This window comes from Puia sp. P3, from assembly GCF_050632245.1.
Lineage (GTDB): Bacteria > Bacteroidota > Bacteroidia > Chitinophagales > Chitinophagaceae > Puia.
On sequence record NZ_CP192583.1, the window covers coordinates 102,166 to 126,573 of the forward strand.

The window sequence follows — 24,408 nt, forward strand, 5'->3', positions numbered from 1 at the left end:
GGGGCGATCTATTTTTGAGGGTCTAAAACCCATTTCAGGGGATCGGTGATCGGTTTGTAGGGAATTGAATCCTCCGAGAATTTCTTCATCTGGTCAAGGTGATGTTTGAAGATCTGGCCGTCCATGATGTGCTTGTTAGCTGGTCGTCCAAAAATTTGATGTGGCCCATAGGAAGGTTTTTTAATGGTGAGGAGTGAAGATTAGCTCTGCTAAATTACTTGCTAAAACGCCAATGGGGTAGAATTAAAACAAGGTATCTGGTACCCCGGGAGACTGGGAGTTACGCTGGGCGTTACTGTAATGCCCCTCCCCGAGATAATTTTGTTAATACCTCGTAAACGTTTGCGTAAATAAATACCACTATATGTTAAAGCAATCCCAGTTATTTTAACAAGATTTGGATGCTACTTAACTCCAAAACGGATTGCTTATGCTTTTACACATGGTCCCTATAAAGGGGAAAAGTTCCTGCCTTCGAGTGGTATTCCTATTTTCATTAATCTGTATCTCGCTGTTCGCCAGTGCACAGGCACAAAAGGTCACAGGCGTCGTCTCCGACTCCACCGGAGCACCCTTCCAGGGCGTCACCGTCATGGTCGAACACGGTAAGTCCGGAACCACTACCGACGCCAACGGCCGATTTACCATCGCCGCCCCCAAAGGCGCCGTCCTCGTCTTCACCTACGCCAACAAAGAGGGCGCCCGCATGACGGTCGGCGACGAGCTGGAATACCGGGTAAGAATGGCACATGTAGCGACGGCCCTCAATGACGTCATAGTCGTCGGCTACGGCCGCCAGAAAAAGGTCAACCTCGTCGGCGCCGTCGGCACCGTCAACGTCGACGAAAAACTCAACGGCCGCGCTATCCCCAATATCTCCGAAGGCCTCACCGGCCTCGTCCCCGGCCTCCAGGCGACCCAGTCCTCCGGCATGGCCGGCCGCAACGGCGCCGCCCTCCTCATCCGCGGCACTGGGAACACCCAATAACAGCAACCCCCTGATCGTCGTCGACGGTATCCCCGACGTAGATATCAACCGCGTCAACGTCAACGACATCGAGACGGTCTCCGTCCTCAAGGACGCCTCCTCCGCCTCGGTCTATGGATCGCGCGCGGCCAACGGAGTCATCCTCATCACCACCCGCACGGGCCGCGGGATGAATAAAACGGTCTTTACGTTCAGCGCCAACGCCGCCCTCGAAAAACCGACCAAGGGCATCGACTTCCTCGCCAACTACCCCTGGCCCTGACGATGGAACAACGCCGCGCCTCGACCAATACGCTCCCCGCCAACCAGGTGTACAAGAACGGTACCGTAGACCAGTGGATGGCGCTCGGCATGATCAACCCCGTCCAGTACCCGAACACCGACTGGTGGAATATCATCATGCGCGACGGCAAACTCCAGAACTACAACGTATCCGCAACCGGCGGCACCGACAAAAGCAATTTCTTCTTTTCCGTCGGCGAGAAAATAGACAACGGCCTCCAGATCAACAACGACTACAAGCAATACAACGCCCGATTCAATTTCGACTACAAGCTGAAGAGCAATATGAATACCGGCGTCAAATTCAACGCCAACTGGTCGAACTTCACCTACGCCCTCGAAGAAGGCTTCACCGACCCGGCCTCCACCAACACCGCCGGCTTCGACATGCAGTACGCCATCGCGGGTATCACACCCTATGACCCAAGCACCGGCTACTTCGGCGGCGTCACTGGCCTACGGCGAAGACCCCCAGGCCTATAACCCCTACCAGCTATATATCAACGGCCTCCAGCACCAGACCCGCCGAGGAGGTCAACGGAACGGCCTACTGGGACTGGACCCCGATAAAGGGACTGACCGGCGGCATCGACTACAACATGATCTACTACAACCAGTTCAACAATAGCGCCCCCACTCCGGCTCAGGCCTACAACTTCCAGACACAGGCCTACGGCAGCCGCGTCTACTACGGCCCCAACGCCGCCGTGAGCCAGACCAACCTCAACGGCTACAAGACGCTGATGAACGCCCGCCTCAACTACCACACGACGATCGCCTCCAACCACGACATCTCCGCGCTCGCCGTCTATAGCGAGGAATACTGGTACGATCGCTCACTCGGCGCCTCCCGCAACGACCGGTATTCGTCAGGCATCCAGGAGATAGACGGCGCACTGAACAACGTCTACTCCAACAGCGGCGGCCTCACCACAGAAGGCCTGCGCTCTTATATCGGCCGCGTCAACTATACCGCCTACGGCAAATACCTGCTGGAAGGCAATGTTCGCGTGGACGGATCTTCGAAATTCGCCCCCGGCCAGCGCTATGGCACGTTCGGCAGCGGCGCCGTCGGCTGGCGCTTCTCCGAAGAAAAATTCCTGCAGCCCTTCCTCGACAAATGGCTCAGCAGCGGCAAACTCCGCGCCTCCTACGGCTCGCTCGGTAACAACAGCGGCGTAGGCCGGGACGAACAGCAGTACACGCTGTCCGCCAGCAACTATATGATCAACGGCGCACCCGTCATCGGCCTCGTCAGCAACAAACTCGTCAATAAGAACCTGTCATGGGAATCCACCATCGTCGCCAATATCGGCCTCGAACTCGGCTTCCTCAATAGCCGGCTTACCGCCGAAGCCGACGCCTATGACCGCCTTACCAAAGGCATCATCCAGGGATCGCAGCTGTCGAACCTGCTGTCGGGTGCTTTCGGTGCGCCCAATACGAATATCGGCAACATGCGCAACCGCGGACTCGAACTGACCGTCAACTGGCGCGACCGCATCGGCAGCGTCACCTACGGCGTCAGCGTCAACGGGTCGTACAACAAGACCCGCCTCGAGAAGTGGAGCCAGCTGCTCACCCGGGGCGCGACCTATACAGGCTCCAACGGTATCAGCAGCACGGTCTTCCTCAACATGCCCTACAACTACGTATATACCTACGTCGACCACGGCCTGGCCCAGACCTGGCAGAACGTCTACAACAGCACGCCCCAGGGCTCACAACCCGGCGACATCATCCGCCAGGACCTCAACGGCGACGGCAGAATCGACGGCAACGACGAAATCGCCCTCCAGTCTTCCAAAGACCGGCCGACGACCAGCTATACGCTCAACGCCTACGCGTCTTATAAAGGTTTCGACGTCGGAATGCTCTGGACGGGCACAGCCGGTAGAAAGGACTTCTGGCTGAACGCCTTCAACAGCCCCAACTTCAGCGCCACGCGCTATGCCGTCAACGAGAACGACGTCGTCCTCCCCTGGTCCGTCGAGAACCGCGGCGGATGGTGGCCCCGCATCGGCGGCAGCGGCAACAATACGGCCCAGACGAACTTCTGGCTGTATGACATGAGCTATCTGCGCCTCAAGAACGTCCAGCTCGGCTATACCTTCCCGAAGAAATGGTTCCGCATGGCGGGCGTATCCAACTTCCGCATCGCGGCCCTCGCCGAGAACCTGTGGACGCTCACCCACTACCCCGGCCTCGACCCCGAGAAGGCAGGTAATAACAACAACCTGTATCCGCTAAATAAATCGTATTCCGTCAGCGCACAGCTGAGCTTCTAAACTTGCTACTAATATGAAAAGATATAAATTCATTTCCCCGCTGTTAACGTTTATCGCACTGGCGATCTGCAGCATCATGGCAACGTCCTGCCACAAGAACCTGCTGGACCAGCCCTCGGCGACCAAGCCCTCACCGGCGACTTTCTGGAAGACCGAACAGGACGCGACAGAAGCGCTCCAGGGTCTTTATGCATCCATCCGGCCCTGCTTCGATCGCGACTACTATATGGACGGTCAGGGCGAATTCACCCGCTGCCGCGGCGTGAGCGCCACCTCGGGTAACCTCCGGCTGGGCGACGCCTACCAGAGCTCCAGCACCGGAACCATGTATAACCCCACCGGTTATGGCCAGTACTTCGACAAGATGTACCAGTACCTGTACGGCGCCATCGACAACGCCAACTACGTCATCGCCAACACCCAGAAACTGCAGACCAGCAGCGCCACGCTCGGCAGTTCGCAGATACTCGCGACCATCATCGCCGAATCCAAACTGCTGCGCGGCACTGGCCTATTTCAAGCTGATCTCCATGTGGGGCGACGTTCCGTACTATACCTTCGCACCCACCACCAACGACCAGGTGCAGACGCTGTCCCGTATGCCGATCAAGCAGATAAAGGACTCGATCCTCGCCGACTATACCTATGCCTACAATAACCTGCCCGACCCCAGCGTCACCAAACCCGCCCTCGGACGGGCTTCGAAAGTAGCGGCCCTCGCGCTGCGTGGCAAACTCTACCTGTACTGGGCTTCCTGGAACAAGAATGGCTGGCCCGAGCTGGACGGCTTCACGCCAAGCGCAGGCGAGGCAACAGCCGGATTCACCGCCGCCGCCGCCGACTTCAAGGCCGTCAGCACCTGGCCCGGCGTAACGCTTTATCTTAACGGCGATCCCGGTCAGACCGACTCCCTGGGCCAGGCCAACAACCTCCCCAACTACTTCAATCTCTTTATGCCCAAGGCCAACGGCAACCCCGAGATGCTGATGGTGTTCACCCACGGCGGCACGGGCACCAGCCAGGGCGAAGAACTGATGCGCGATTTCTCCGGCCGTACGATCGAAGGCTCACAGTGCTGGGAATCGCCCCGCTATGAGATCGCCGACCGCTATCAGCTGATCTCGACCGGCGATTTCGCTCCCAAGCTGATCCCGATGAATCCAACAGTGCCCGCCACCGGCAACGTTGCGCGTACCACGCTCAACTCCGCCACCAACCCCCAGAGTTATGCCGGCCGCGACTACCGCATGAAGGGGACCATCGTGTGGGACTACGAGGTCGAACTGGGCAGCGCTTCACAGGTATCGACGGGCTTTGCTCCCTTTATCTATCAGACCTGGGCCGGCACCGTCACCGTCGGCGGCACCAAGTATATCACCTACAACACGGACGGCTGCAACTCGGGCTTCGTCTTCCGCAAATTCGTCCGCAACTACGCCGGACAGGGACGCAGCGACGGCGACTTCGCCTGGCCCGTCATCCGCCTTGCCGACGTATACCTCATGTATGCCGAGGCTACCAATGAAATTGCCGGACCGCAGGCCGACGCCATCGCCCTGGTCAACGCAGTCCGCCACCGCGGCAACCTGCCGCCACTGGGAGCCACAAAGACAGACAACTACCAGGACTTCTTCAACGCGATCGAACAGGAACGTATAGTCGAACTGATCGCCGAAGGCGAGCGCGGATTTGACCTCCGCCGCTGGAGGGCGATCGAAAGGGTATGGGGCCCTCCCGGAAGCGCAGGTGTATGGCGCATCGATACCTGGGGCGCCAACCAGCAGCGCTATTTTCAGAATACCTCGGACCTCGAATACCACCAGGACTATATCTTCCGCATACCTCCCGGCGAACGCGACAAGAACCCCAATCTGACACAGAACATCCCCTGGAGATAATCAAAAAACTAACTACGATGAAAAGAAATTTGTCAATAGCCATAGCCGCCATCATCGCCCTGTCCACCTGGTCGTGCAGCAAGAATACGCCGGTAGACAGCGACGGCCTGCTGATCACGACGCGGCGAGAATGTTCAGTCAGTAGTTTTGAGCTGCTGGGTACCGACTTCGTCAGCGTCCGCGTCGGCGCCGCCGTTATCGATACCGTTGCACAAACGGTAAAATGCACCGTCCAGTTCGGCACCGACCTGCGCAACCTCTACCCCCAATTCAGTCTCGCGCAGGACTGCAAGCTGACACCCAAGATCACCGGTCTTACGGATTTCTCCGACCTGGCTCACCCCAGACAGTGGACTGTCATCTCCGGCGACCGCAAGATCCAGAAAACGTATACCGTGACCCTTACCGTACAACCGCGATAACGAATGCTCAACTCAAAATCAACAATGATGCGAAACACAATATTTCTGATAGGTGGTCTGGCGCTGTTTGCCGTCTCCTGCAAGAAGAATGACTATGCGCTGCCCACGCCTTCGACCAAACTTCAGAACCAGGCCATCAAAAGGACCACTGGGCCCAAATATCGTCGGACAGACGATCGAGTTCGCCTATGCGGGAGCCATCCTCAAAGGCAAGCTCACCTCCTTCCAGGCCGACGCCACCATTGCAGGTGCGGCCGGCACCTATATGGAGTACAGGTCCTTCTACACTGCCTCGACAGGCGCCGATGTCGGCGTTCCCGTCGGAAACCCCTCCGTCACTAAGGCGACGAACACGACGGTTACCTTTAATGTAGATACCAATGCCGCTACTCTCCGCTACTACTACGTGATCCCCGAAGAAGCCCGCGGCAAGGCGGTAACGATCACGTTTACGGCGAAGAGCGGTGACGGCGAAAGCATCTCCACCGTCATGGGTCCCTATACTATCGCAAAAATGGACATGAAGCTGAACATGAAGCTCACCGACAACAACGCGATGTATATCTCTATCGCAGACACTGCCGTCTATAACGCCACCGATGCCGCGGCCCATGCGGGCAGCATCGACCTGGTGTACCTCTACCGTAATCTGACTACGAGTGCGTTCGGTCATGCGCTGGTGTCGCCTGCCGCAGACCCCGTCTATCTGCCTGGAGTGACCCTGCCGGCCGGTGTCAACCGGAGTACGAAGGAACTGAAAGCCTTTAACCTGCAGGACCACAACCTGGCGCCGACGGAACAGTATGGTGGTATCTTTATCGACGATATCGACTTCCAGACGATCGACCTTTCGAACAGCCCGAACTACGCCATCAATATGAAGGGCGACGCAGGCATCTGGTGCCAGACGGCCGACGGGACGTATAAGGCATATATATTCTTTAATTCTGTGGCCACCAGTGGAACGGCTACTGTAAGCATGAAACGATATAAGCTAAAGTAAAGAATGAGAAGACTATATTATTTGGCCTCCCTGCTCGTACTCGCAGGACTGGCCGGCTGCCTGCCATCGGTGACGATGGCTCAGGCATTTAGCCCGGCAAGGGACGGGGCCCGGTCGCAGGCCTTCATCCACCCCGGCATGGATCAGTCCGCCGAAGACCTCGCCACCATGAAGAAAAAGGTCCTCGCGGGCGAGCAGCCGTGGAAAGACGCATATGACCGGCTAAAAGCAGCCGCAGATACCGAATTTGTCGCCCGGGCACATACGCATGTGCTGAGGGGACCTTATGGAAAACCCAACATCGGAGGAGATGACCTGTCGAAGTCGGCCAACATGGCGTATAACGACGCGCTGGTCTGGTATGTCACCAAAGACAGAAAGTACGCGGACAAGGCTATCGAAATTCTGAGAACCTGGTCTGCCACTCTCTGGGACCTCGACTACAACGACGCCAAGTTGCTGGCGGCCTGGACGGGTCACCTCCTTTGTAACGCCGCGGAGATCCTCCGCTACACAGGCGCGGGCTGGCAGCAGAAGGATATGGACGCGTTCGCCAATATGCTGAATACGGTGTATGTCCCGCTGATGCGCCCGTACTATCCGACGGCGAACGGCAACTGGGACGGGGCGATCATTCACTCGCTGATAGCGATCGCCGTCTTTACGGATAACAGAGCCCTATTCGACAACGCGGTTGACCATTTCCGTCATGGCCCCGTCAACGGATCGATCCTGAAATATATCTATCCCTCCGGCCAGTGCCAGGAGAGCCCGCGCGACCAGGGACACGTCCAACTGGGCATCGGCGAATTCGCGGGTGCGGCGCAGGTAGCGTATACACAGGGCGTCGACCTGTTCGTGATGGCGGGGAATAGGATCGCGCAGGGCTTCGAATACGAGGCGCGGTTTATCCTCGGCGAGACGCCCCAGTGCTACTGCACGATCTCCGAGCGCGCGAAGACATTGCGCGACGACTACGAGTACGTTTATCGTCACTATACGGCCCGCGGACTCGACCTCCCTTTTGTTCGGCGGGCCGCCGACTCGGTGAGGCCAAAGGCATCGAGAAGCGTGTTGGCGGCGGTTCGCGCCTCCTTTTTAACCCCTAAACCCAAAAACACGACCTGGCTTGGGCGCGTTCCCCCGTCACAGGGGCTATGACGCGGCACCAGGCACCATCCGAAGCGATTGTCGTCAACCCCGGCGAATCCATCCAGAAGGCGCTGGACGCCGCAACATCCACGACCGGGAAGTATGTGTTGGTTAAGGCTGGTCTCCATACCTTTCCCGCTACGCTTCGGATACCCTCCGGCGTTACATTGGCCGGCGAAGGGCTGTCGACGGTGCTATTTCTCGATCCTTCGTCGGGTGCACGGGAAGCGATGATCAACGCGGACGCCGACGCGCACGATATTACCATCCGCGATCTGGTGATCGAGGCTTCCAGCAAGACGGAAATTCCCCAGGACCCCAACTCCAGCCGCAGCTATCGGGGCGGGTACAACCGTGGCGGCATCCTGTTTCGGGCGGAACTGGAGGGTCAGATGAAGCGGATCAGCCTGATCAATCTCACCATCAGGAATGCTACCTATTCCGGTGTGTGTATCAGCGGCGCCGCCGGTGTCACCGTTACCGGTTGCGATCTTAGCGAGAACGGCGCCAATCCGCCTCCCGGTCCCAAACTCGTACACAATCTTCTGCTGACCCATTGTTCGGGGGTGAAGGTCACCGCCAGCCGGCTCGTCAATTCGCCTTTTGGATGCGGCCTCGCACTGGATCACTGCACAGATGCGAATATTGCCAACTGTGAGATCTCCCGCAACGGATATTATGGTATATTGGTGACCGAAAGCTCGGCCGTCTCCGCGCAGGGATGTCTCATCGAGGCCAACGACTTCAGCGGTATCATGGCGGAGTTCCTGTCGAAAGGAAATGAGGGCCTGCAGTTCACGGGCAATCGGATACAGTATAACAACGGATTTGGAGTGGAGGCCTATGCGGTTAAGGGGTTGAAGGCATCCGGCAATGCGTACGAAGGCAACGGCCGCGGGCCCGCGCAGGAGAAGATCAGTCCCGAAAAAATTTATGTTACTGGATAAATAGTCTTGCTATATGAAAAAACTCGTCTTTCCTCTGTTACTGGTATGTCAGTCGTTGCTGGCCCAGACCCCACTGACCCCGACCGATTATATTGGCAGTACAACTCCTCCTGGTCATCCGCGAATTCTATTATTAAAAGGGGAGGAGGACGCCATTGTCAAGGCTGTCGGTGGGGACAGGGTGTGGGGTAAGGTGCAGCAGGGGATAATAGAGGAATCGGACAGGATCATCGCCCTCCCGCCGGTCGAGCATATAAAGATCGGCCGCCGGCTGCTGGACAAGTCGCGGGAAGCACTGCGACGGATCTTCTTTCTTTCCTACGCTTATCGCACTACGCATGATGCAAAATATTTCCAGCGGGCCGAAAAGGAGATGTTGCATATCGCAGCGTTTGACGACTGGAACCCGCCGCATTTTCTCGACGTGGCCGAGATGACGATGGCGATGTCCATCGGCTATGACTGGCTATTTGACCAGCTCTCGCCACAGTCGCGTGCCGCGATAAAGGAAGCTATTATCAGGAAAGGCCTCGTGCCTTCTCTTGATCCGGCCAACAGCGGCTGGCTCAAGGTGGAGCACAACTGGAACCAGGTCTGTAATGCGGGCATGACCTATGGGGCGCTGGCCGTCTATGAGGACAGCGCGGCCTTTTCCAAACAGATCGTCAACCGGGCCATCGAATATGTGGTCAACGCGATGAAGGATATGGGTCCCGACGGCAACTATCCCGAGGGTTATGGCTACTGGGGCTACGGCACTTCCTTTAACGTGCTACTGATCAGCGCGATCGACCGCGCCTTCGGTCAGGACTACGGGCTCGCCAACCAACCGGGTTTCCTGAAGACCGGCGGCTTCCTCGAGAATATGACGGGGCCGACTAACCGCCCGTTCAACTACTCCGACGCGGGCAGCAATGGCGGTATCGAGCCGGCGATGTTCTGGTTCGCGCAGAAGAACAACGATCCTTCCTTATTATGGGTGGAGAAAAGCCGGTTGGTCGGAGAAGACGTACACAGACATATGAATGACCGCCTCATCCCGGCGATGATGATCTGGGGGCGCGGTATCAGTATGGACAATATACACCCGCCTGCTTCGCTGATGTGGACCGGCCGCGGTAAAAATCCGGTGGCGCTGATGCGTACGTCCTGGACAGACAGCTCGGCGATATACGTGGCTATGAAGGGCGGTTCCGGCAACGTCAACCACGCCCATATGGACGTGGGCTCTTTTGTCATGGACGCGGGCGGCGTAAGATGGGCGATGGATTTTGGCGCGCAGGACTACGAATCGCTCGAGTCCAAGGGCATGCAGATCTTTGGCCGGACGCAGGACGCACAGCGCTGGACGATCTTCCGATACGTCAATCAGGCGCATAACACGCTGACGATAAACGACCAGCACCAGCTGGTCAAGGGCTTTGCGCCGATAACGGGGCATTCCGCGGACAAGAACTTTATGAGTGCCGTGGTCGATCTCGGCGAAGTATACGCAGGAAGCCTCGTTTCAGCCCGCCGCGGGATTGCCATTGTCGACCGGAAATATGTGGTGGTGAGGGACGAGGTCGAGGCGCCAAATTCCGCGACTGTGCTGCGCTGGACGCTGCTGACCCCGGCGGAGGTAAAGATCACCGGGAAGAATACGGCGGAGTTGACCCAGGGGAGGGAAGAAGTTGATAATGAAGGTTGATGCAACGCTGGGCGGCGGTGGCTCGGCTGTGGCGGAAATCCACATGAAAACCTGGACTACCAACCCGCCGCCGAACAGCTATGACGCGCCCAATCCGGGGACGATAAGGACTGGTTTTGAACTGAATATACCGGCGAAGAGCCGGGTGGCGATCGTCGTATCGCTCGTGCCGGAGGGTGCGGGTTCCGCCAGCCGGAAGATCGGTCCCCTGGCGGACTGGAAGAAAGACTAGGCCGTTGCTCCTACTTATATCACCGAACAGAGACCCGGCACACGCCGGGTTTTTGCATTTTTCCGGAGTTTTTTCTAGTTTCCGGTTACCGGGTGGAATGAATGTCGGTCCAATCTATAAACACCATTACAATGCAATCAGATCAACTTGTTGGATTAATCATCGCGGCTTCGTCCGTCATCGGCGGACTGGCCATCGGGGCCATCGCGATCATCATTTCGGTACCCTGGTCGTTTAAGGAAAAGCTGGCGAAGCTCGAGGCCAGCAGTAAGGAGCGGTTGGCCCTGATCGAGAAAGGGGTGGACCCGGCGCTGCTGATGAAGCCGAAGAATCCCATCGGCAATGACCCGCTGTTCTGGGGTCTGCTATGCGTGGGGCTGGGCGGCGGCAGCGTCCTGGGCATTTTTGTCAGCGACGTGATGGGGCGCAAGCCGCAGACCTATAGCAGCGGGATGGCGGTATTGTTCACGGGTATCGCTCTGGTCATTTATTTCGTCTACCGCAAGCGGTCGCTCGACCGGAAAGCCGCCTAGGTGGATCAGGAAACGATATACATTCAGCAGGTGCTGGCCGGTGACACCAACCGATTTGGCTACTTTGTTGAAAAATATCAGAAGATGGCATTTGCTACGGCGATGGGTATATTGGGTAATGAGGCCGACGCGGAAGAAGCCGTTCAGGATGCGTTCCTGAAGGCTTTTCGCGGATTGAGTTCTTTCAGGGGGGTGTCGAAGTTCTCGACCTGGTTGTGCAGGATTACGATCAATTGCGCGTTGTCGCGTGTTGGTTCACGCGGCGGGGGTGGCGGCGGTGGTTCACGCGGTTCACGCGGCGGGGGTGGCGGCGGTACACTTGGTTCACGCGACAGCGGCGGTGGTTCACGCAGTTCACTCTTCTCCCTCTTCCGCGGTTCACGCGCAACCTTCGTCGAGCTCGAACTCGCCGAGGAACAACTCGCCGACGTCGACTCCTCCTACCGCGGGCTCAACGACCAGGACCAGGCCCGCTGCATCCGCGAAGCCCTCGACCGGATGGACGTGGAAGACCGGCTCGTCCTGACCCTTTACTACCTCAACGAACAGAGCATAGAAGAGATCTCGGCCGCCACCGTCTGGAGCCGCGACGTCATAAAAATGCGTCTCCACCGCGCCCGCAAAAGAATGTACGCCATCCTTAGTAAAATGCCCGAACTAAAAAATAGTTGAATATGGAAGAAGATATCCGTCATATGCTAATGAAAAGCGGCCTCGGAGTCCCCCCACCTCCAAGCCTCGATATCGTCATCATGCAAAAGATAAAGGCCGAACAGGACCGCCGCATCTACAGAAAGGTCGTGGTTCACACCGTCCTCAAGGTCCTGGCCCTATTCGCCTTGCTGGTCATCACCGGGGTCGTACTCTGGTGGCAGGCCGGCCGCCTTGACTGGGCCGGCGCCGGCGATCGTATCACCTCAGCCGGGCTATGGATCAAAGAAAACGTCTATTTCGTCCTGGGCGGAATGATTGCTGTGATCTTTGCAGGCGTCTTTAGGTTGGGAAGAGCTTAGCCGAACCTTTTCACGGGCGTTTTGTTAAATAATCCATAAGACAGGAATCAAAAGAACCGAAAGGAATCATTTAGAAACGTTAAACAGGAATTAGCCGTGAGACAGGGCTTTGTGTTATTGCTGCTGGCAGTGTTGCTGGCGGCGGGGGTGGAGGCGCTTGGCCAAACCCAGCGGGGGGACCGACCGTCAGGCCAAGCCCAACCCACCAGACTGCTGCGTCTTTACGAAGACGACGACTACATCAACATCAAAGGAAAAGGCACCGACGAAGCCTACACCAACGGTTCGCGCGTCGACCTCTTCTACACACCTCCCAATCCTGCCCATTCATTTCCCGACAGGATACTCCCACGGGCCGGAGACAGCACAATCGACGTGTACGGCTGGGGCATCATGCAGGTCATGTATACTCCAAAGCGAATCAACGACTCCGCCTTCCAGCCCGACGACTATCCCCTGGTCAGGCGGACTGTTCCTCACCCACTCCCTCTATTCCTACAACCCCAGATCCAGATACGATATCCAGACAGAAATAGTCGCGGGAATAATGGGCCCCGCCTCCCTCGCAGGAGCCCTGCAAAAAGGCTTTCACCGCCTCATTCACTATACACTACCCACGGGATGGGGACACCAGTTCAGAAACGACCTCCTTTTAAATATCAACCTCACCCTCGAAAAACAACTCCTCGAACTGCGCCCAGGCGCCGATCCCCTCCTCGAACTCATCGGCGGCGGAGCCATCCACGCCGGTACCATGGAGAACAGACTCTCCTTCTATTCCCTCCTCCGCCTTGGTCTGATGCACCCTTACTTCAACGGCCTCCTGTCACAGTACACCAGCGGCGGATCAAAAGAAAAAAAGGACCATATTCAATTGTATTTCTTCGCCCGGCCCCAGGCGGACCTGGTCTGCTCCAACGCGATACTCGAAGGAGGAATGTTCACGCACCCGCCGCACGCTGCGCCGGCAAAAACCTCGCCCCAGTCATCACTCCCTCCCAAAGTCCTCAGCACCTATCAGCCGCTGAGGACCTTCACCTACAGCATGGACTACGGCGCGGTCCTCGCCCTCCGCACATGGAGCCTCTCCTTCACCCAGAGCTGGTCCTCGGCGCTTATGCGCGGCCTTTACAACCACGAAGTGGGAAATCTCACGCTCTATTTTGCGCTTTAGTCGTGCTCCGCACGCCATATCCTTCAATCGTCTTTCGCTGGCAACGTTTCCGGTAACGTTATCAGTGCCAATCACTCAATTTCATGCCGTTTTAGACTTGCCGGTTGTGAAGGCCCTCTACCTTCGGGGTCACAATTCACCAAAATCTGACAAGTATGAGAAGACTACCGATTGTACTATCCCAAGTTCTGCTGATGCTGCTGCTCGCAGTCCCGGCCACGCTAATGGCCCAGCAGACAGCCCTGAAGGGCAGGATAGTGAATGCCAGGACGGGAGAACCCGTCAGCGAAGCGTCGATCATGATCAAAGGAACGCATACGGGCGTGTCCACCGACGCAAACGGAAATTTTACCATTGACGGCGGCAGCGGCCGCTTCACCATCACCATCTCGCACATCGGGTTCGCCAACCGGGAGATGGTCGTCAATCCAGGCCAGACCCAGCTGACCATATCCATGGAGCAGTCATCGGCACAGGGAGACGAAGTAGTGGTGACGGGATATACAAGCAAAGCGAAAAAAGAGCTGACCGGGTCCATAGTAAAGGTCAGCGCCGACGAATTCAAAAATATGCCGATGGCCAGCCCCGACCAATTACTCCAGGGTAAGGCGGCCGGCGTCCAGATATCCAGTATGTCCGGAACGCCCGGTGGCGGCGTCACCGTAAAAGTGAGAGGAACATCGTCTTTCTCCCCTAATTCGGCGGCCAGCCAGCCCCTGTATATCATCGACGGCGTATTCGCGAACAATACTCCCCTGGGCTCCGCGGGCTACGGCACTGAACAACAGTATGGCAACCCTCTGGCAGACCTGAATCCCTCCGACATCGCGTCGATAGAGATACTGAAGGACGCCAACGCAACGGCTATCTATGGCAGCCGCGGCGCCAACGGCGTCGTCATCATCACGACAAAAAGAGGTAAGCTCAATACGAAGTCCCGCATCAATTTCAACACATACTATGGCACTTCAAAAGCCCGCCGCCTTCCGCAGGTGACCAACGGACCCGAGACCGCAACCCTCCTCAACGAAGTGTGGGTGAACAACGGCAACAGCGCAGCAACCAAGCCCTACGCCAACCCGTCCGCCGTGCCCACCTACGACAAACTGCCCTATATATTCAACAACAGCGCGCCCACCTGGAACGCCGACCTCAACCTGTCCGGCGGAGACGCGAAAACGTCCTTCTACATCGGCGGGTCCCTCTTCAGCCAGGACGGCATCGTAAGACCGCTCAGCTTTCGACCGGCGCTCGGTACGGCTCAACCTCGACCACCAGGTGAACGACAAACTCAAGATCAGTACAAGCAGCACCGTAGTCAGCACCAAACGTAAGATCGTAGCCAACGACAATTCAGTAGGCGTCCTGCTATCCGGCATCGGGCTTGCCAACCTGTATCCGATATATAACACCGACGGGACCTACAACTATAATACGCCCCTTCCCAACGCGGTAGTGCTTATCAAAGAAAGCGACGAGACCTCCTCCGGAACCCGGATCATCAGCAATCTTTTTGCGGAATACCAGATCATCCCCCGGCTGTACTTCAAGACGAGCTGGAGCATCGACTACAACGACGCCATGAACAGGGCATTCAACAGCACAACCCTCAATGGCCCCGGCCAGGTAGCCAGCGGATACAACAGCAATAACAGACAGGTGACCTGGATCAACGAACAGACGCTCAGATACGGAATGGATCTCGGAGATAAACACCGGTTCAATTTTCTCGCCGGCAACACGGTGCAAAAGACCAGCTTCAGCGGCTTCGGTGTAGGCGCCTCCAACTATCCCAACGATGACCTCAGGTATCTCAGCGCGGCCTCCAGGCCGACTGGTGGAGCGGCGGAGCATCGGAAAGTTCGCTCGCCTCGTTCTTCGGAAGGGCCGACTACACCTTCGACAATAAATATATCGTCGACGTCAGCCTCCGGGGAGACGCATCCTCGAAATTTGGATCCAACCATCGCTGGGGCACCTTCCCTTCCGCGGGTGTCGCCTGGAGGGTGATCAACGAATCGTTCATGTCATCGCAGCATGTCTTCTCCGACCTCAAGCTCAAGGCCAGTTACGGCGTCACAGGCAGCCAGGAGACGATCTCCGAATACGCATCCCAGGGTCTGTGGACCGGCAATGACAATTATCTCGGACAGCCCGGCACGCGGCCTTCCCAGCTGGCCAATCCCGACCTCAAATGGGAGCAGACGACACAACTGAACGCCGGTCTGGAATTCGGGCTTTTCAAGGGCGCAGTCGACGGGGAGTTCAACTACTACGACAAGCTGACCAAAGGCGTACTGATCAACAAGCCGGTACCCATGAGCACCGGTTTCTCGACGATCGCCTACAACGGAGGCGATATCTCCAACCGCGGCGTCGAACTGTCGCTGAATGCGCACCTGCTCAGGCAAAAAGACCTCAGCTGGGACCTCGGTTTCAATGTCTCGCACAACCGCAACCTGATCAGGAAACTCGACGTCCCCTATCTGGAACCGTTCTCGAGGAAGTTCATAGTCTTCCAGCAGGGATATGCGGTCAATAGTTTTTGGCTTTGGAAGCAACAGCAGGTCGATCCTCAGACAGGCGACGCCGTGTGCCAGGACGTGGACAAGAACGGCGTCATCGACGACCGCGACCGCCTGATCCTCGGCAACAGCAACCCCAAATGGGTCGGGGGACTCAACTCCACGCTTCGCTATAAAGGACTCGATTTCGCCTTTTCCTTCACCTTCGAGACCGGACAGAGCGTCGTCAACTGGTCGACCTTCTTCATGGTCCATGGCGGGAACCGATCGAATGCCGCCACCGGTCAGGCGACCTATGGCTTCTATAAGAAGCAGCTCGAAAGATGGCAAAACCCCGGCGACGTCACTTCCATCCCCCGCGTCGGCGGTCCCAAAAGACAACAGAACTACGGCCTTTATACCAGCCGCGCACTCGAGGACGGCAGCTATGGACGCCTCAGGAACGTCACACTCGGCTATACACTGCCGCAGACCGTCACTTCCCGGCTGCATATCGGTGCGACCCGCGTCTATGCGATGGGGACCAATCTGCTGACGATCACCCGCTACAGCGGCCTCGACCCCGAGATCAACGCGGGCGGAGGCAAGGGTACGGTCAACGGGGTGGAAATGTTCACCGTACCGCAACCCGTATCCTGGCAGGCCGGCATCAGCGTCACATTTTAACAGCAACAACGAAAATCGAAACTTATGTCAAAAAAGATCATATTCACACTGGTTGCGTTGGCCGCCATCGCCTTCCCATCCTGCAAGAAATTTTTGGACCTGTCGCCAAAGAACGATATCGGCGAGTCGGAAGCGCTTAACAACAAAGACAGGATAGAAAGGGCCCTCACCGGAGCCTATAGCCGGCTGCAGGACCAGTCCTATTACGGCTTCGAGTGGATGAACGCCGTCTGGCTCTCGGATGACAACACTACGGCCGTCGGCGCAGGTACGACGGACCTCCAGTTCGACAACCACGAAGTCCTGGCGTCCTCCAACACGATGGAGATCGCATGGGCGGCGATGTATCAGGCCGTCAACGCAGCCAACAACGTCATCGACGCCGTCGCCACGGTGAAGGACCCCGAATTCACGGATGCGGAGAAACAGGACGTTTCCGGCCAGGCCTACTTCATCCGTGCACTCGTCTATTTTGATATGGCCAGGACATGGGGCGGAGTTCCGCTGGTGCTTACCCCGACAAGGGGCTACGACAGCTCGTCCAACGTCGCCAAAAGCCCCGTCGCCGACGTGTATGCGCAGGTACTCAAAGACCTCAACGAGGCCGAGAACAGGCTGCCCGCGACGCTCAACAGGAATATCGCCACGAAAAAAGCCGCCCAGGCGCTGAAGGCCAGGCTGTATCTTTACCTGAAAGACTGGACCAACGCCTCGCAGTTCGCGGGTACTCTCATCGCGGATGCGTCGGAGTATTCGCTCGTCGATCCCTACGAGAACCTGATCACGGTGAAGAACAATACGGAGAATATCTTCGAACTGAATTTTACGCCTACCGACGGCAATCCGCTGGCGGGGATATTCTACCCCAACGGACTCGGCGGCTCCTACCGCATCGGCCCGACGCAGGCGATCGTGGCGCTGCTGACCGACCCCGCAAAAGCGGGAGGACGCGGCACCCTCGCCGGCAATTACAATGGAACACCCTATGCCAACAGATACAGGAGGGTGTCCGGTGACCAGCAGGACGACGACGTATCCATCCTCCGTCTTAGCGAGATGTATCTCATCAGGGCCGAAGCAAAAGCCCACCTTAACGACGTGACGGGCGGCCTGCAGGACCTCAATGCTATCCGCAACCGGGCACACGTGCTGCCGGCGGTCGCGGCGGACAGCGCCGCGCTGCTGCAGTCGATCGAAGACGAAAGAAGGCTCGAATTCGCCTTCGAACCCTTCCGCTGGTTCGACCTCGTACGTACGGGCAGGGCCGCCGCGGTACTCGGCGTCACCGACCCGAAAAATATGTTTTCCCCATCCCCACTTCGGAGATCGTCGCCAACAGGCTGCTGGTCCAGAATGACGGATACTGATCACCACGCGTACTCATCGTCTATCTTGTCGAAATGAAACTATATAAACCGTTCGTTTATTTTCTGTCGATCCTGTTCCCGGCGCTGACCGCCCGGGGACAGGATCATTTTCCGGCGCCTGGCCCGCAGCTGCTGTTCTCTTCAGACTCCACTCAGGTGAACGGTCTGCGGACAGGCGCATACTCCTTTACGTTCCGGCATCCATTGCCGCTGGTCAGCTTTGTACTTAACGGCCAACGCTGCTCGACGGCGGAGAAGAGCGCCCCGTGGTCCCATAGCCTCGCCGTTCACGCCGGCAACGGAACGCTATCTTTTACCAATATCTCTTCCGACACGCTGGAGCTCACCAATCCCGTCCCATTCGGCGAAGACAGCGATCATGTATACATCACCGGACTCGGCGACCATCCCCTGTCGAGAACTCACCTCTTCCTGCCCGGCCGCACGCCCGTCAACGTGATCGTGCCCGACAATGCATGGGATATGGGCTATTGCTCCTTCGGAGTCTCCGTCCCTTCCCAGCCGGATTCGCAAGAGCTGAGCGCCCTGCTCCGCCGCGACCGGAAAGGCGTGGTCAACGGCAAAGCAAGCCGCTTCGGGACGACACTCTATCCTGGCGGCGTGGTCCGGTACAAATGGTATTCCTCTCTCACTGCGGGAGGATGGAGAGAGGCACTGACGGAGAACTTCCAGCACAGGATGCTCTACGATACCACGCGGTTCGACGATTCGCTGTTCCAAAGACAGGACCTCCGCTGGATGAGAAATACCTATGTCGTGCAGATCATGATGACCTGGGACAAGGACTATTACGACTACAATGACCGGTCGTTCCATATCGACCGTCTGCTCGCCGATGCAAAACGGCACTATGGCGGCGACGACGTGCTGGCCATCTGGCCGACATGGCCTTCCCTCGGCCTCGACCAGCGCAACCAGTTCGACCTTTTCCGGGACCTCCCCGGCGGCCTCCGTCAGGTGCGCGCACTCTCCGAATATTGCCACCGGCAGGGCACGAAATTCTTCATCTGCTACAACCCATGGGACGAAGGCACCCACCACGAAGACCATTTCGAAGGACTATCCCGGCTGATCGGCGCCACCGCCGCGGACGGCGTCGTACTCGATACCAAAGGCAGCTCCAGTAAAGAATTGCAGGCGGCCGCCGACCGCGTCCGCAAGGGGGTCGTCATGTATAGCGAAGGCATGGCCGTACCGAAGGACATGAGCGGTATCGTCGCGGGCCGCGTACACAACGCGCTCTACTATCCGCCGATGCTCAACCTGAACAAGCTGATCAAACCGGAATTTACCATCTATCGCGTGACCGAGTTGTACAAGGAAAAGGTCAGACGCGAATTCGCGCTCGCTTTCTTCAACGGCTACGGCACAGAGCTCAATATCATGCCCCCCGGTAAACCCGACTGGGTGGAAGAACAATACAGCTACCTCGGACGCACGACAAGGATACTCCGTGAGAACACGACCAATTTCGTGTCCCGCGGATATACGCCGCTCATCGCCACCACGGCCGACAGCATCTGGGTCAACCGCTGGCAGACACCCGGCAAAACGATCTATACGGTCTACAGCCTCCGCCCGTCGGGATACAAAGGTCTGCTGTTCCGCGAACAGCCGTCCGAAGGTTTTCACTTTGTGGACCTCTGGCGCCACGAACCGGTCGTCCCGCAGCAACAAGGGGGCAGTGGTGGCTGACCGCCACTACAGACGCCTTCAACGCGACCGATCTGGGCACCAATAATGAGGGAGAGGTCGACTGCATCGCCAGGCTGCCCCGCCTCCTCGACGTTTCGCTGGATGGCGACCGCCTTCATATCGGGATGGCACAGCCGCCCTCCACCCGCCGCACGCTGCGGGTATGGGCCGGCGCTCCCGACTATCAGAAAAAGCCGCTGGAATTGCCGGCCGTTTCCCAGGACGTATGGCTCCACAAGCAACTGGGCGGCTATGAAGGCAGGCTTGTGATACAGCTACTGGACAGCGGTCAGCTCGCGGACGAATCGATCGTCGAACTCAAACCCGGCGAACCCCGGCGCATTTCGCAGACGGCCCGCAACCCCAGCCCCGCTGCCGCCGCGCCTTCTCCAGGCATGGTGCTCATCCCCGCCGGGCCCTTCCGGTTCAAAGAGACGCACGGCGACGAATTCATTCCCTATCCCAGGCAGGACGTGGACAGCAGCTTCTCCATGCCCTCTTTCCTCATGGACCGCTTCCCCGTGACCAACGCCGAATTCGGACGGTTCCTCGACGCCACGCACTACCGGCCTTCGGATACGGCCAATTTCCTCCGGCACTGGAAAAAAGGAAGGCTACCGGCGGGCCAGGAGAATTTTCCCGTCGTCAACGTCAGCTATGAGGACGCGCAGGCGTATGCGAAATGGGCGGGCAAACGTCTTCCGACCGAGATCGAATGGCAGTATGCGGCCCAGACCTCCGCGCTCAATCCATGGCCCCGGCGTCAGACCACGCCGGTCTCATGGAAAGAGGAAGTGGTGACCGAATCGCTCACCGTAAAAGAGATCCGGGGCATCGACGCGGCACGCTGTAACCTCGGCAACGACACGCTGTACGCCGTCGGCAAATACCCCGCGGGCGCCAACCCCTACGGACTTCAGGACCTCGTCGGCTGCGTATGGCAGTTGACCGGCGACCTCTATATGACGGGAAATTACCGGTACATAATCATGAAAGGCGGCAGCTATTTCCGGCCATCGGGCAGCTGGTGGTACGTGCAGGGCGGACCGCGTGAACTGACCTACCGGCAATTCCTGCTGCGCGTAAGCCAGGGATTCGAACGCAACGCAACCGTCGGGTTCCGTTGTGTCAGGGACATCAAATAAAACGTACCACGCATGAAAGACATCGGATCCCGTTGCCTACTGCTGGCAGCCTTTTTTTCTCTCCGTCCGGATGTACGCAGGTTCGTCTCCGCTGATCGGTGTATTCGGCGATCATATAAACGCCGCCGAACTGGCCGCCCTTCGTGGGGTCCTTACCGAAAGGGGCTGGCAGTCCGAGGTCCTGCACTGGAACAGCCTGCCTTCCCCGGCCGCGCTGCGCCGATATAGCGCGCTCTGGTACCACCGGACGGACACCGCCGCCGCGGACGCTGCGGAGACCGGCGCGACCCGGCAGATAACCGCCTATGTCCGGGACGGCGGCCATCTCCTGCTGACAATGGAGGCAGTGCCCCTGCTCAACGCCTGGCATATGGAGTCCGGCCGGTACAGTCTGCGCGAAGACACGATACGGGACGAAGGCTTTGGCCGGCCCCTCGGTTTCCACGGATACCGGTCACACCCCGTATTCGACTCGCTGCAGGGAGGCGGAGTCTATTGCAGCAAACAACCCGTCGACCATATTGCCCGCAAATGGGGACTGTTCGGCGCGGACACACCACGCGAAGGCCGCGTCATAGGCATCCAGTGGACCTATATCACTTTCGGCGAACACAGCCGGCTGCTGCTGGAATACCATCCCGGAAAAGGCACGGTCATCGCAGCCGGCGCATATATGTATTATTCGGCGCCCAACTACAATCGTGTCCATCTCGCCAGGCTCACGCAGAATATATTCATGTACATGGACGGCCGCCTTACGGGCCCCCGCAAGTACTGGTCCACGGCTCCCCGGACGGTCGCACCCGCCGGATTTGCCGCGCCGGCCCAGCCGCTGACGGCGGCGAAAAAATGGACCCTGCCCAAACCCTCCCTGCAGCTGCCGGCGAAGACAGGCAGCAGGGCTTTCTATGACCTGACGGGAAGGCGCATCGCCTGGATGGGCAGACTGGACGGCGGGGCGGAAGAAATATGGACGCACCCGCTGATGGCCCTCCGCGACCTCGCCGTCGGCGTCCGGCTCAAGGACCGCGATTCGGTGTCGTGGCTGAAGAACCTGCAGCCCGAAGTACTCGTGACGCCTGAATACCTCATAAGGACCTACCACATAGGGACCTCGTCGATCCGCGAAATATATACCGTGTCTTTCGACCGGCCCTGCGGCGTGGCCCATATCGAACCGGAAGGCGCCGGCATAACGGGGCTGGTTGTCCGCTATGGCTGCAACCTGCGCCTGATGTGGCCGTATTCGGCGGAGGCCGCCGGGAGCATCCGGTACGGCTTCTGCCCGGCTGCCAACGCGCACATCATCAGCGGTGGCAACGACGCCGCCAGCACGGTGGTAGCCTATAGCGCCAGACCGCTGCGCCAGGAAATGAGGACGGTCAATGACTCCGGCCAGGTAGACGTCAGCGCTGAGTTCGCCCTGTCCGGGACTCCCGCCATCGATATCCGCATTCTCGGAGGAGAGACGGGATGGAAAGAGAACCTCCGGCTCTACCGCAGCCTCTGCGGCGAAATGAGCCGTCTGTTCGATGAGTCGGGGCGATATTACAGAAAGCTGCTCGAAGACCACCTGACATTCACGACACCCGACACGGCATTCAACGAAGGCTACAGGTGGGCGCTTGCCCGTACCGACCAGTTCCTCCAGACGACACCGGGTGTCGGGACGGCGCTGATGGCCGGATTCGGCACGACGTCGCGCGGATGGGACGGAGGACAGAAACCCAGCGGCAGGCCGGGATACGCGTGGTACTTCGGCCGGGACGGCGAATGGAGCGCAATGGCCGTCGACGCATACGGAGACCCCGGAATGGTCCGCAAGATGCTGGAGACCCTCATCCGCTATCAGGACGTCAGCGGCAAGATATACCACGAACTCAGCTCCAGCGGGGCCGTGCACTATGACGCCTCGGACGCCACCCCGCTGTTCGTAGTCCTGGCCGCGCACTATCTCCGGTACAGCGGAGACACCCTCTTCATCCGGCGTAACTGGCCGGCGATCCGCAAGGCGATGGATTTCTGTTACAGCACGGACACCGACGGCGACGGACTGATCGAAAATACCAACGTCGGGCACGGCTGGATCGAAGGGGGCGTTCTGTATGGCACCCATACCGAATTCTACCTCGCCGCCTCCTGGGCAGCGGCGCTCGAAGGCGCCGCCCGGATGGCGCAGTGCACCGGATACGCCGGCGATGCCCGCCGATACGCAGGCGACGCCCGCCGCGTCAGGGAGACGATCGACCGCGAATTCTGGAATCCCAACGAACAGTTCTTCTACAACGGGAAAATGAAAGACGGCTCCTACATGCAGGACCCGACCGTCCTGGCGGCTGTTGCCGTATACCTGCGGACGGTACAGGACAGCGCAAAAGCAGCCGCCGTCAGCGACCGCATGGCCGGCAGCGCCTTCTCGACCGACTGGGGTATCCGGATGATTGAATCGACCAACCCCCACTACAGGGCCGGCAGCTATCACGCCGGCATGGTCTGGCCGCTATATGCGGGATGGGCTTCGCTCGCGGATTTCCGCACGGGAAGATACGCTAACGGATATACCCACCTGATGAACAACCTTCTTCACTACCGCAACTGGAGTCCGGGAAGCATCGAAGAGACTTTCAACGGGGATAAATATGTTCCCAACGGCGTATGCAGCCACCAGTGCTGGAGCGAGGCGATGGTGCCCCTGCCGGCCATCGAAGGGATGCTGGGGCTGGACGTCGACGTACCGCCTAACCGCTACCGGCTGGCGCCCTGGTTCCCCCGGGACTGGAAATTCGCGCGCGTCACGCAGATCCCGCTGAACCGCAGCCATGCAGCCCTCGATATGCAAAGAACGCCCGGCAGGACCGTCTATACGATCACGTGCCCCGCCGCCCGAACGATCCTTTTCGAACCGGCCTTCCCCCTGGGCACCCAAATGTCGGCCGTCCGCCTTGATGGCGCGCCGATACCGGCCGAAACCCTTCAGGGCGCGGAAGGCATCACGCTGAAATGCCGGCTCAGGCTCTCCGCCGGGCGGCACCGCCTCGAGGTCCGCCATTCCGGGGGCATCGGAGCGCTGCCCATCGTCGCCCTCCCGCAACCAGGAGACTCTTCCACCGGGCTCCGCATCCTCACGCAACGGCTGGACGGCGATCAATATACCGTTACGCTGGAAGGGCGCGGCGGCTCCAGCGGTCTCCTGAAGATATACACCGCCCAGGCAGCCGGCCATATCGAAAACGCCGCACCCGTCTCCGGAAACGCCGCACCCGTCTCCGGAAAGGATGGAGTGCTTACCTTGCAGGTGAATATCCCCGCAGACCGGAACAGGCCCTATTCAAGACTGGAGGTCCGCCTCCGCATCACACGATAACTA

Annotated in this window: 19 protein-coding genes and 3 pseudogenes; all 22 read left to right on the forward strand. The window is 58.5% G+C overall.

Annotated elements, in window-relative coordinates:
* The first annotated feature begins 478 nt into the window (after positions 1–478).
* The 22 genes and pseudogenes from ACQ86N_RS00615 to ACQ86N_RS00720 all read left to right on the forward strand — a co-directional run bounded on the left by ACQ86N_RS00615 (position 479) and on the right by ACQ86N_RS00720 (position 24,405).
* On the forward strand, positions 479–988 hold the full coding sequence (locus ACQ86N_RS00615; RefSeq protein WP_431213473.1) for a carboxypeptidase-like regulatory domain-containing protein: 510 nt from the start codon (positions 479–481) through the stop codon (positions 986–988).
* Positions 989–1,031: 43 nt separating this feature from the next.
* Positions 1,032–1,103: pseudogene (locus tag ACQ86N_RS00620) on the forward strand (hypothetical protein); the annotation flags it as partial.
* Positions 1,104–1,252: 149 nt separating this feature from the next.
* Positions 1,253–1,753, forward strand: coding sequence for a hypothetical protein (locus tag ACQ86N_RS00625; RefSeq protein ID WP_431213474.1), 501 nt, complete (start codon positions 1,253–1,255; stop codon positions 1,751–1,753).
* 14 nt (positions 1,754–1,767) lie between these two features.
* Positions 1,768–3,558, forward strand: coding sequence for a SusC/RagA family TonB-linked outer membrane protein (locus tag ACQ86N_RS00630; protein WP_431217924.1), 1,791 nt, complete (start codon positions 1,768–1,770; stop codon positions 3,556–3,558).
* 530 nt (positions 3,559–4,088) lie between these two features.
* On the forward strand, positions 4,089–5,456 hold the full coding sequence (locus tag ACQ86N_RS00635; protein WP_431213475.1) for a RagB/SusD family nutrient uptake outer membrane protein: 1,368 nt from the start codon (positions 4,089–4,091) through the stop codon (positions 5,454–5,456).
* Between the two features lie 17 nt (positions 5,457–5,473).
* Positions 5,474–5,878: a hypothetical protein gene (locus tag ACQ86N_RS00640; RefSeq protein WP_431213476.1), complete on the forward strand. Its 405-nt coding sequence runs from the start codon at positions 5,474–5,476 to the stop codon at positions 5,876–5,878.
* A gap of 94 nt (positions 5,879–5,972) precedes the next feature.
* Entirely contained in the window at positions 5,973–6,881 is a 909-nt protein-coding gene (locus tag ACQ86N_RS00645; protein WP_431213477.1) for a DUF4466 family protein, read from the forward strand.
* A gap of 3 nt (positions 6,882–6,884) precedes the next feature.
* Positions 6,885–8,042, forward strand: a complete 1,158-nt coding sequence (locus ACQ86N_RS00650; RefSeq protein ID WP_431213478.1) for an alginate lyase family protein — start codon at positions 6,885–6,887, stop codon at positions 8,040–8,042.
* Positions 8,039–8,980, forward strand: a complete 942-nt coding sequence (locus ACQ86N_RS00655) for a right-handed parallel beta-helix repeat-containing protein (protein ID WP_431213479.1) — start codon at positions 8,039–8,041, stop codon at positions 8,978–8,980. Before ACQ86N_RS00650 ends, ACQ86N_RS00655 begins: the two co-directional genes overlap by 4 nt.
* Before the next feature lie 13 nt (positions 8,981–8,993).
* Entirely contained in the window at positions 8,994–10,670 is a 1,677-nt protein-coding gene (locus tag ACQ86N_RS00660) for a heparinase II/III domain-containing protein (RefSeq protein WP_431213480.1), read from the forward strand.
* Entirely contained in the window at positions 10,660–10,902 is a 243-nt protein-coding gene (locus ACQ86N_RS00665; RefSeq protein WP_431213481.1) for a hypothetical protein, read from the forward strand. The genes ACQ86N_RS00660 and ACQ86N_RS00665 overlap by 11 nt, the downstream gene beginning before the upstream one ends.
* Positions 10,903–11,033: 131 nt before the next feature.
* Entirely contained in the window at positions 11,034–11,435 is a 402-nt protein-coding gene (locus ACQ86N_RS00670; protein WP_431213482.1) for a DUF6249 domain-containing protein, read from the forward strand.
* A complete protein-coding gene (locus ACQ86N_RS00675) occupies positions 11,436–12,107 on the forward strand; it encodes an RNA polymerase sigma factor (RefSeq protein WP_431213483.1) in 672 nt (223 codons plus the stop codon).
* 2 nt (positions 12,108–12,109) lie between these two features.
* Positions 12,110–12,448 (forward strand): hypothetical protein, encoded by a 339-nt coding sequence (locus ACQ86N_RS00680; protein ID WP_431213484.1) that lies wholly within the window; start codon positions 12,110–12,112, stop codon positions 12,446–12,448.
* Positions 12,449–12,595: 147 nt separating this feature from the next.
* Positions 12,596–12,826, forward strand: a pseudogene (locus tag ACQ86N_RS00685) (hypothetical protein); the annotation flags it as partial.
* 73 nt (positions 12,827–12,899) lie between these two features.
* Positions 12,900–13,622, forward strand: a complete 723-nt coding sequence (locus tag ACQ86N_RS00690) for a lipid A-modifier LpxR family protein (protein ID WP_431217925.1) — start codon at positions 12,900–12,902, stop codon at positions 13,620–13,622.
* Positions 13,623–13,777: 155 nt separating this feature from the next.
* Positions 13,778–14,956: a TonB-dependent receptor plug domain-containing protein gene (locus ACQ86N_RS00695; RefSeq protein WP_431213485.1), complete on the forward strand. Its 1,179-nt coding sequence runs from the start codon at positions 13,778–13,780 to the stop codon at positions 14,954–14,956.
* 555 nt (positions 14,957–15,511) lie between these two features.
* Positions 15,512–16,813: pseudogene (locus tag ACQ86N_RS00700) on the forward strand (SusC/RagA family TonB-linked outer membrane protein); the annotation flags it as partial.
* A gap of 24 nt (positions 16,814–16,837) precedes the next feature.
* The gene (locus tag ACQ86N_RS00705; protein ID WP_431213486.1) at positions 16,838–18,217 is read left to right on the forward strand and encodes a RagB/SusD family nutrient uptake outer membrane protein; all 1,380 of its coding nucleotides are present in this window, start codon (positions 16,838–16,840) and stop codon (positions 18,215–18,217) included.
* On the forward strand, positions 18,214–19,896 hold the full coding sequence (locus ACQ86N_RS00710; RefSeq protein WP_431213487.1) for a hypothetical protein: 1,683 nt from the start codon (positions 18,214–18,216) through the stop codon (positions 19,894–19,896). The genes ACQ86N_RS00705 and ACQ86N_RS00710 overlap by 4 nt, the downstream gene beginning before the upstream one ends.
* 125 nt (positions 19,897–20,021) lie before the next feature.
* Entirely contained in the window at positions 20,022–21,041 is a 1,020-nt protein-coding gene (locus ACQ86N_RS00715; RefSeq protein WP_431213488.1) for a formylglycine-generating enzyme family protein, read from the forward strand.
* Between the two features lie 70 nt (positions 21,042–21,111).
* Positions 21,112–24,405 (forward strand): amylo-alpha-1,6-glucosidase, encoded by a 3,294-nt coding sequence (locus ACQ86N_RS00720; RefSeq protein WP_431213489.1) that lies wholly within the window; start codon positions 21,112–21,114, stop codon positions 24,403–24,405.
* The last annotated feature ends 3 nt before the right edge of the window (positions 24,406–24,408 follow it).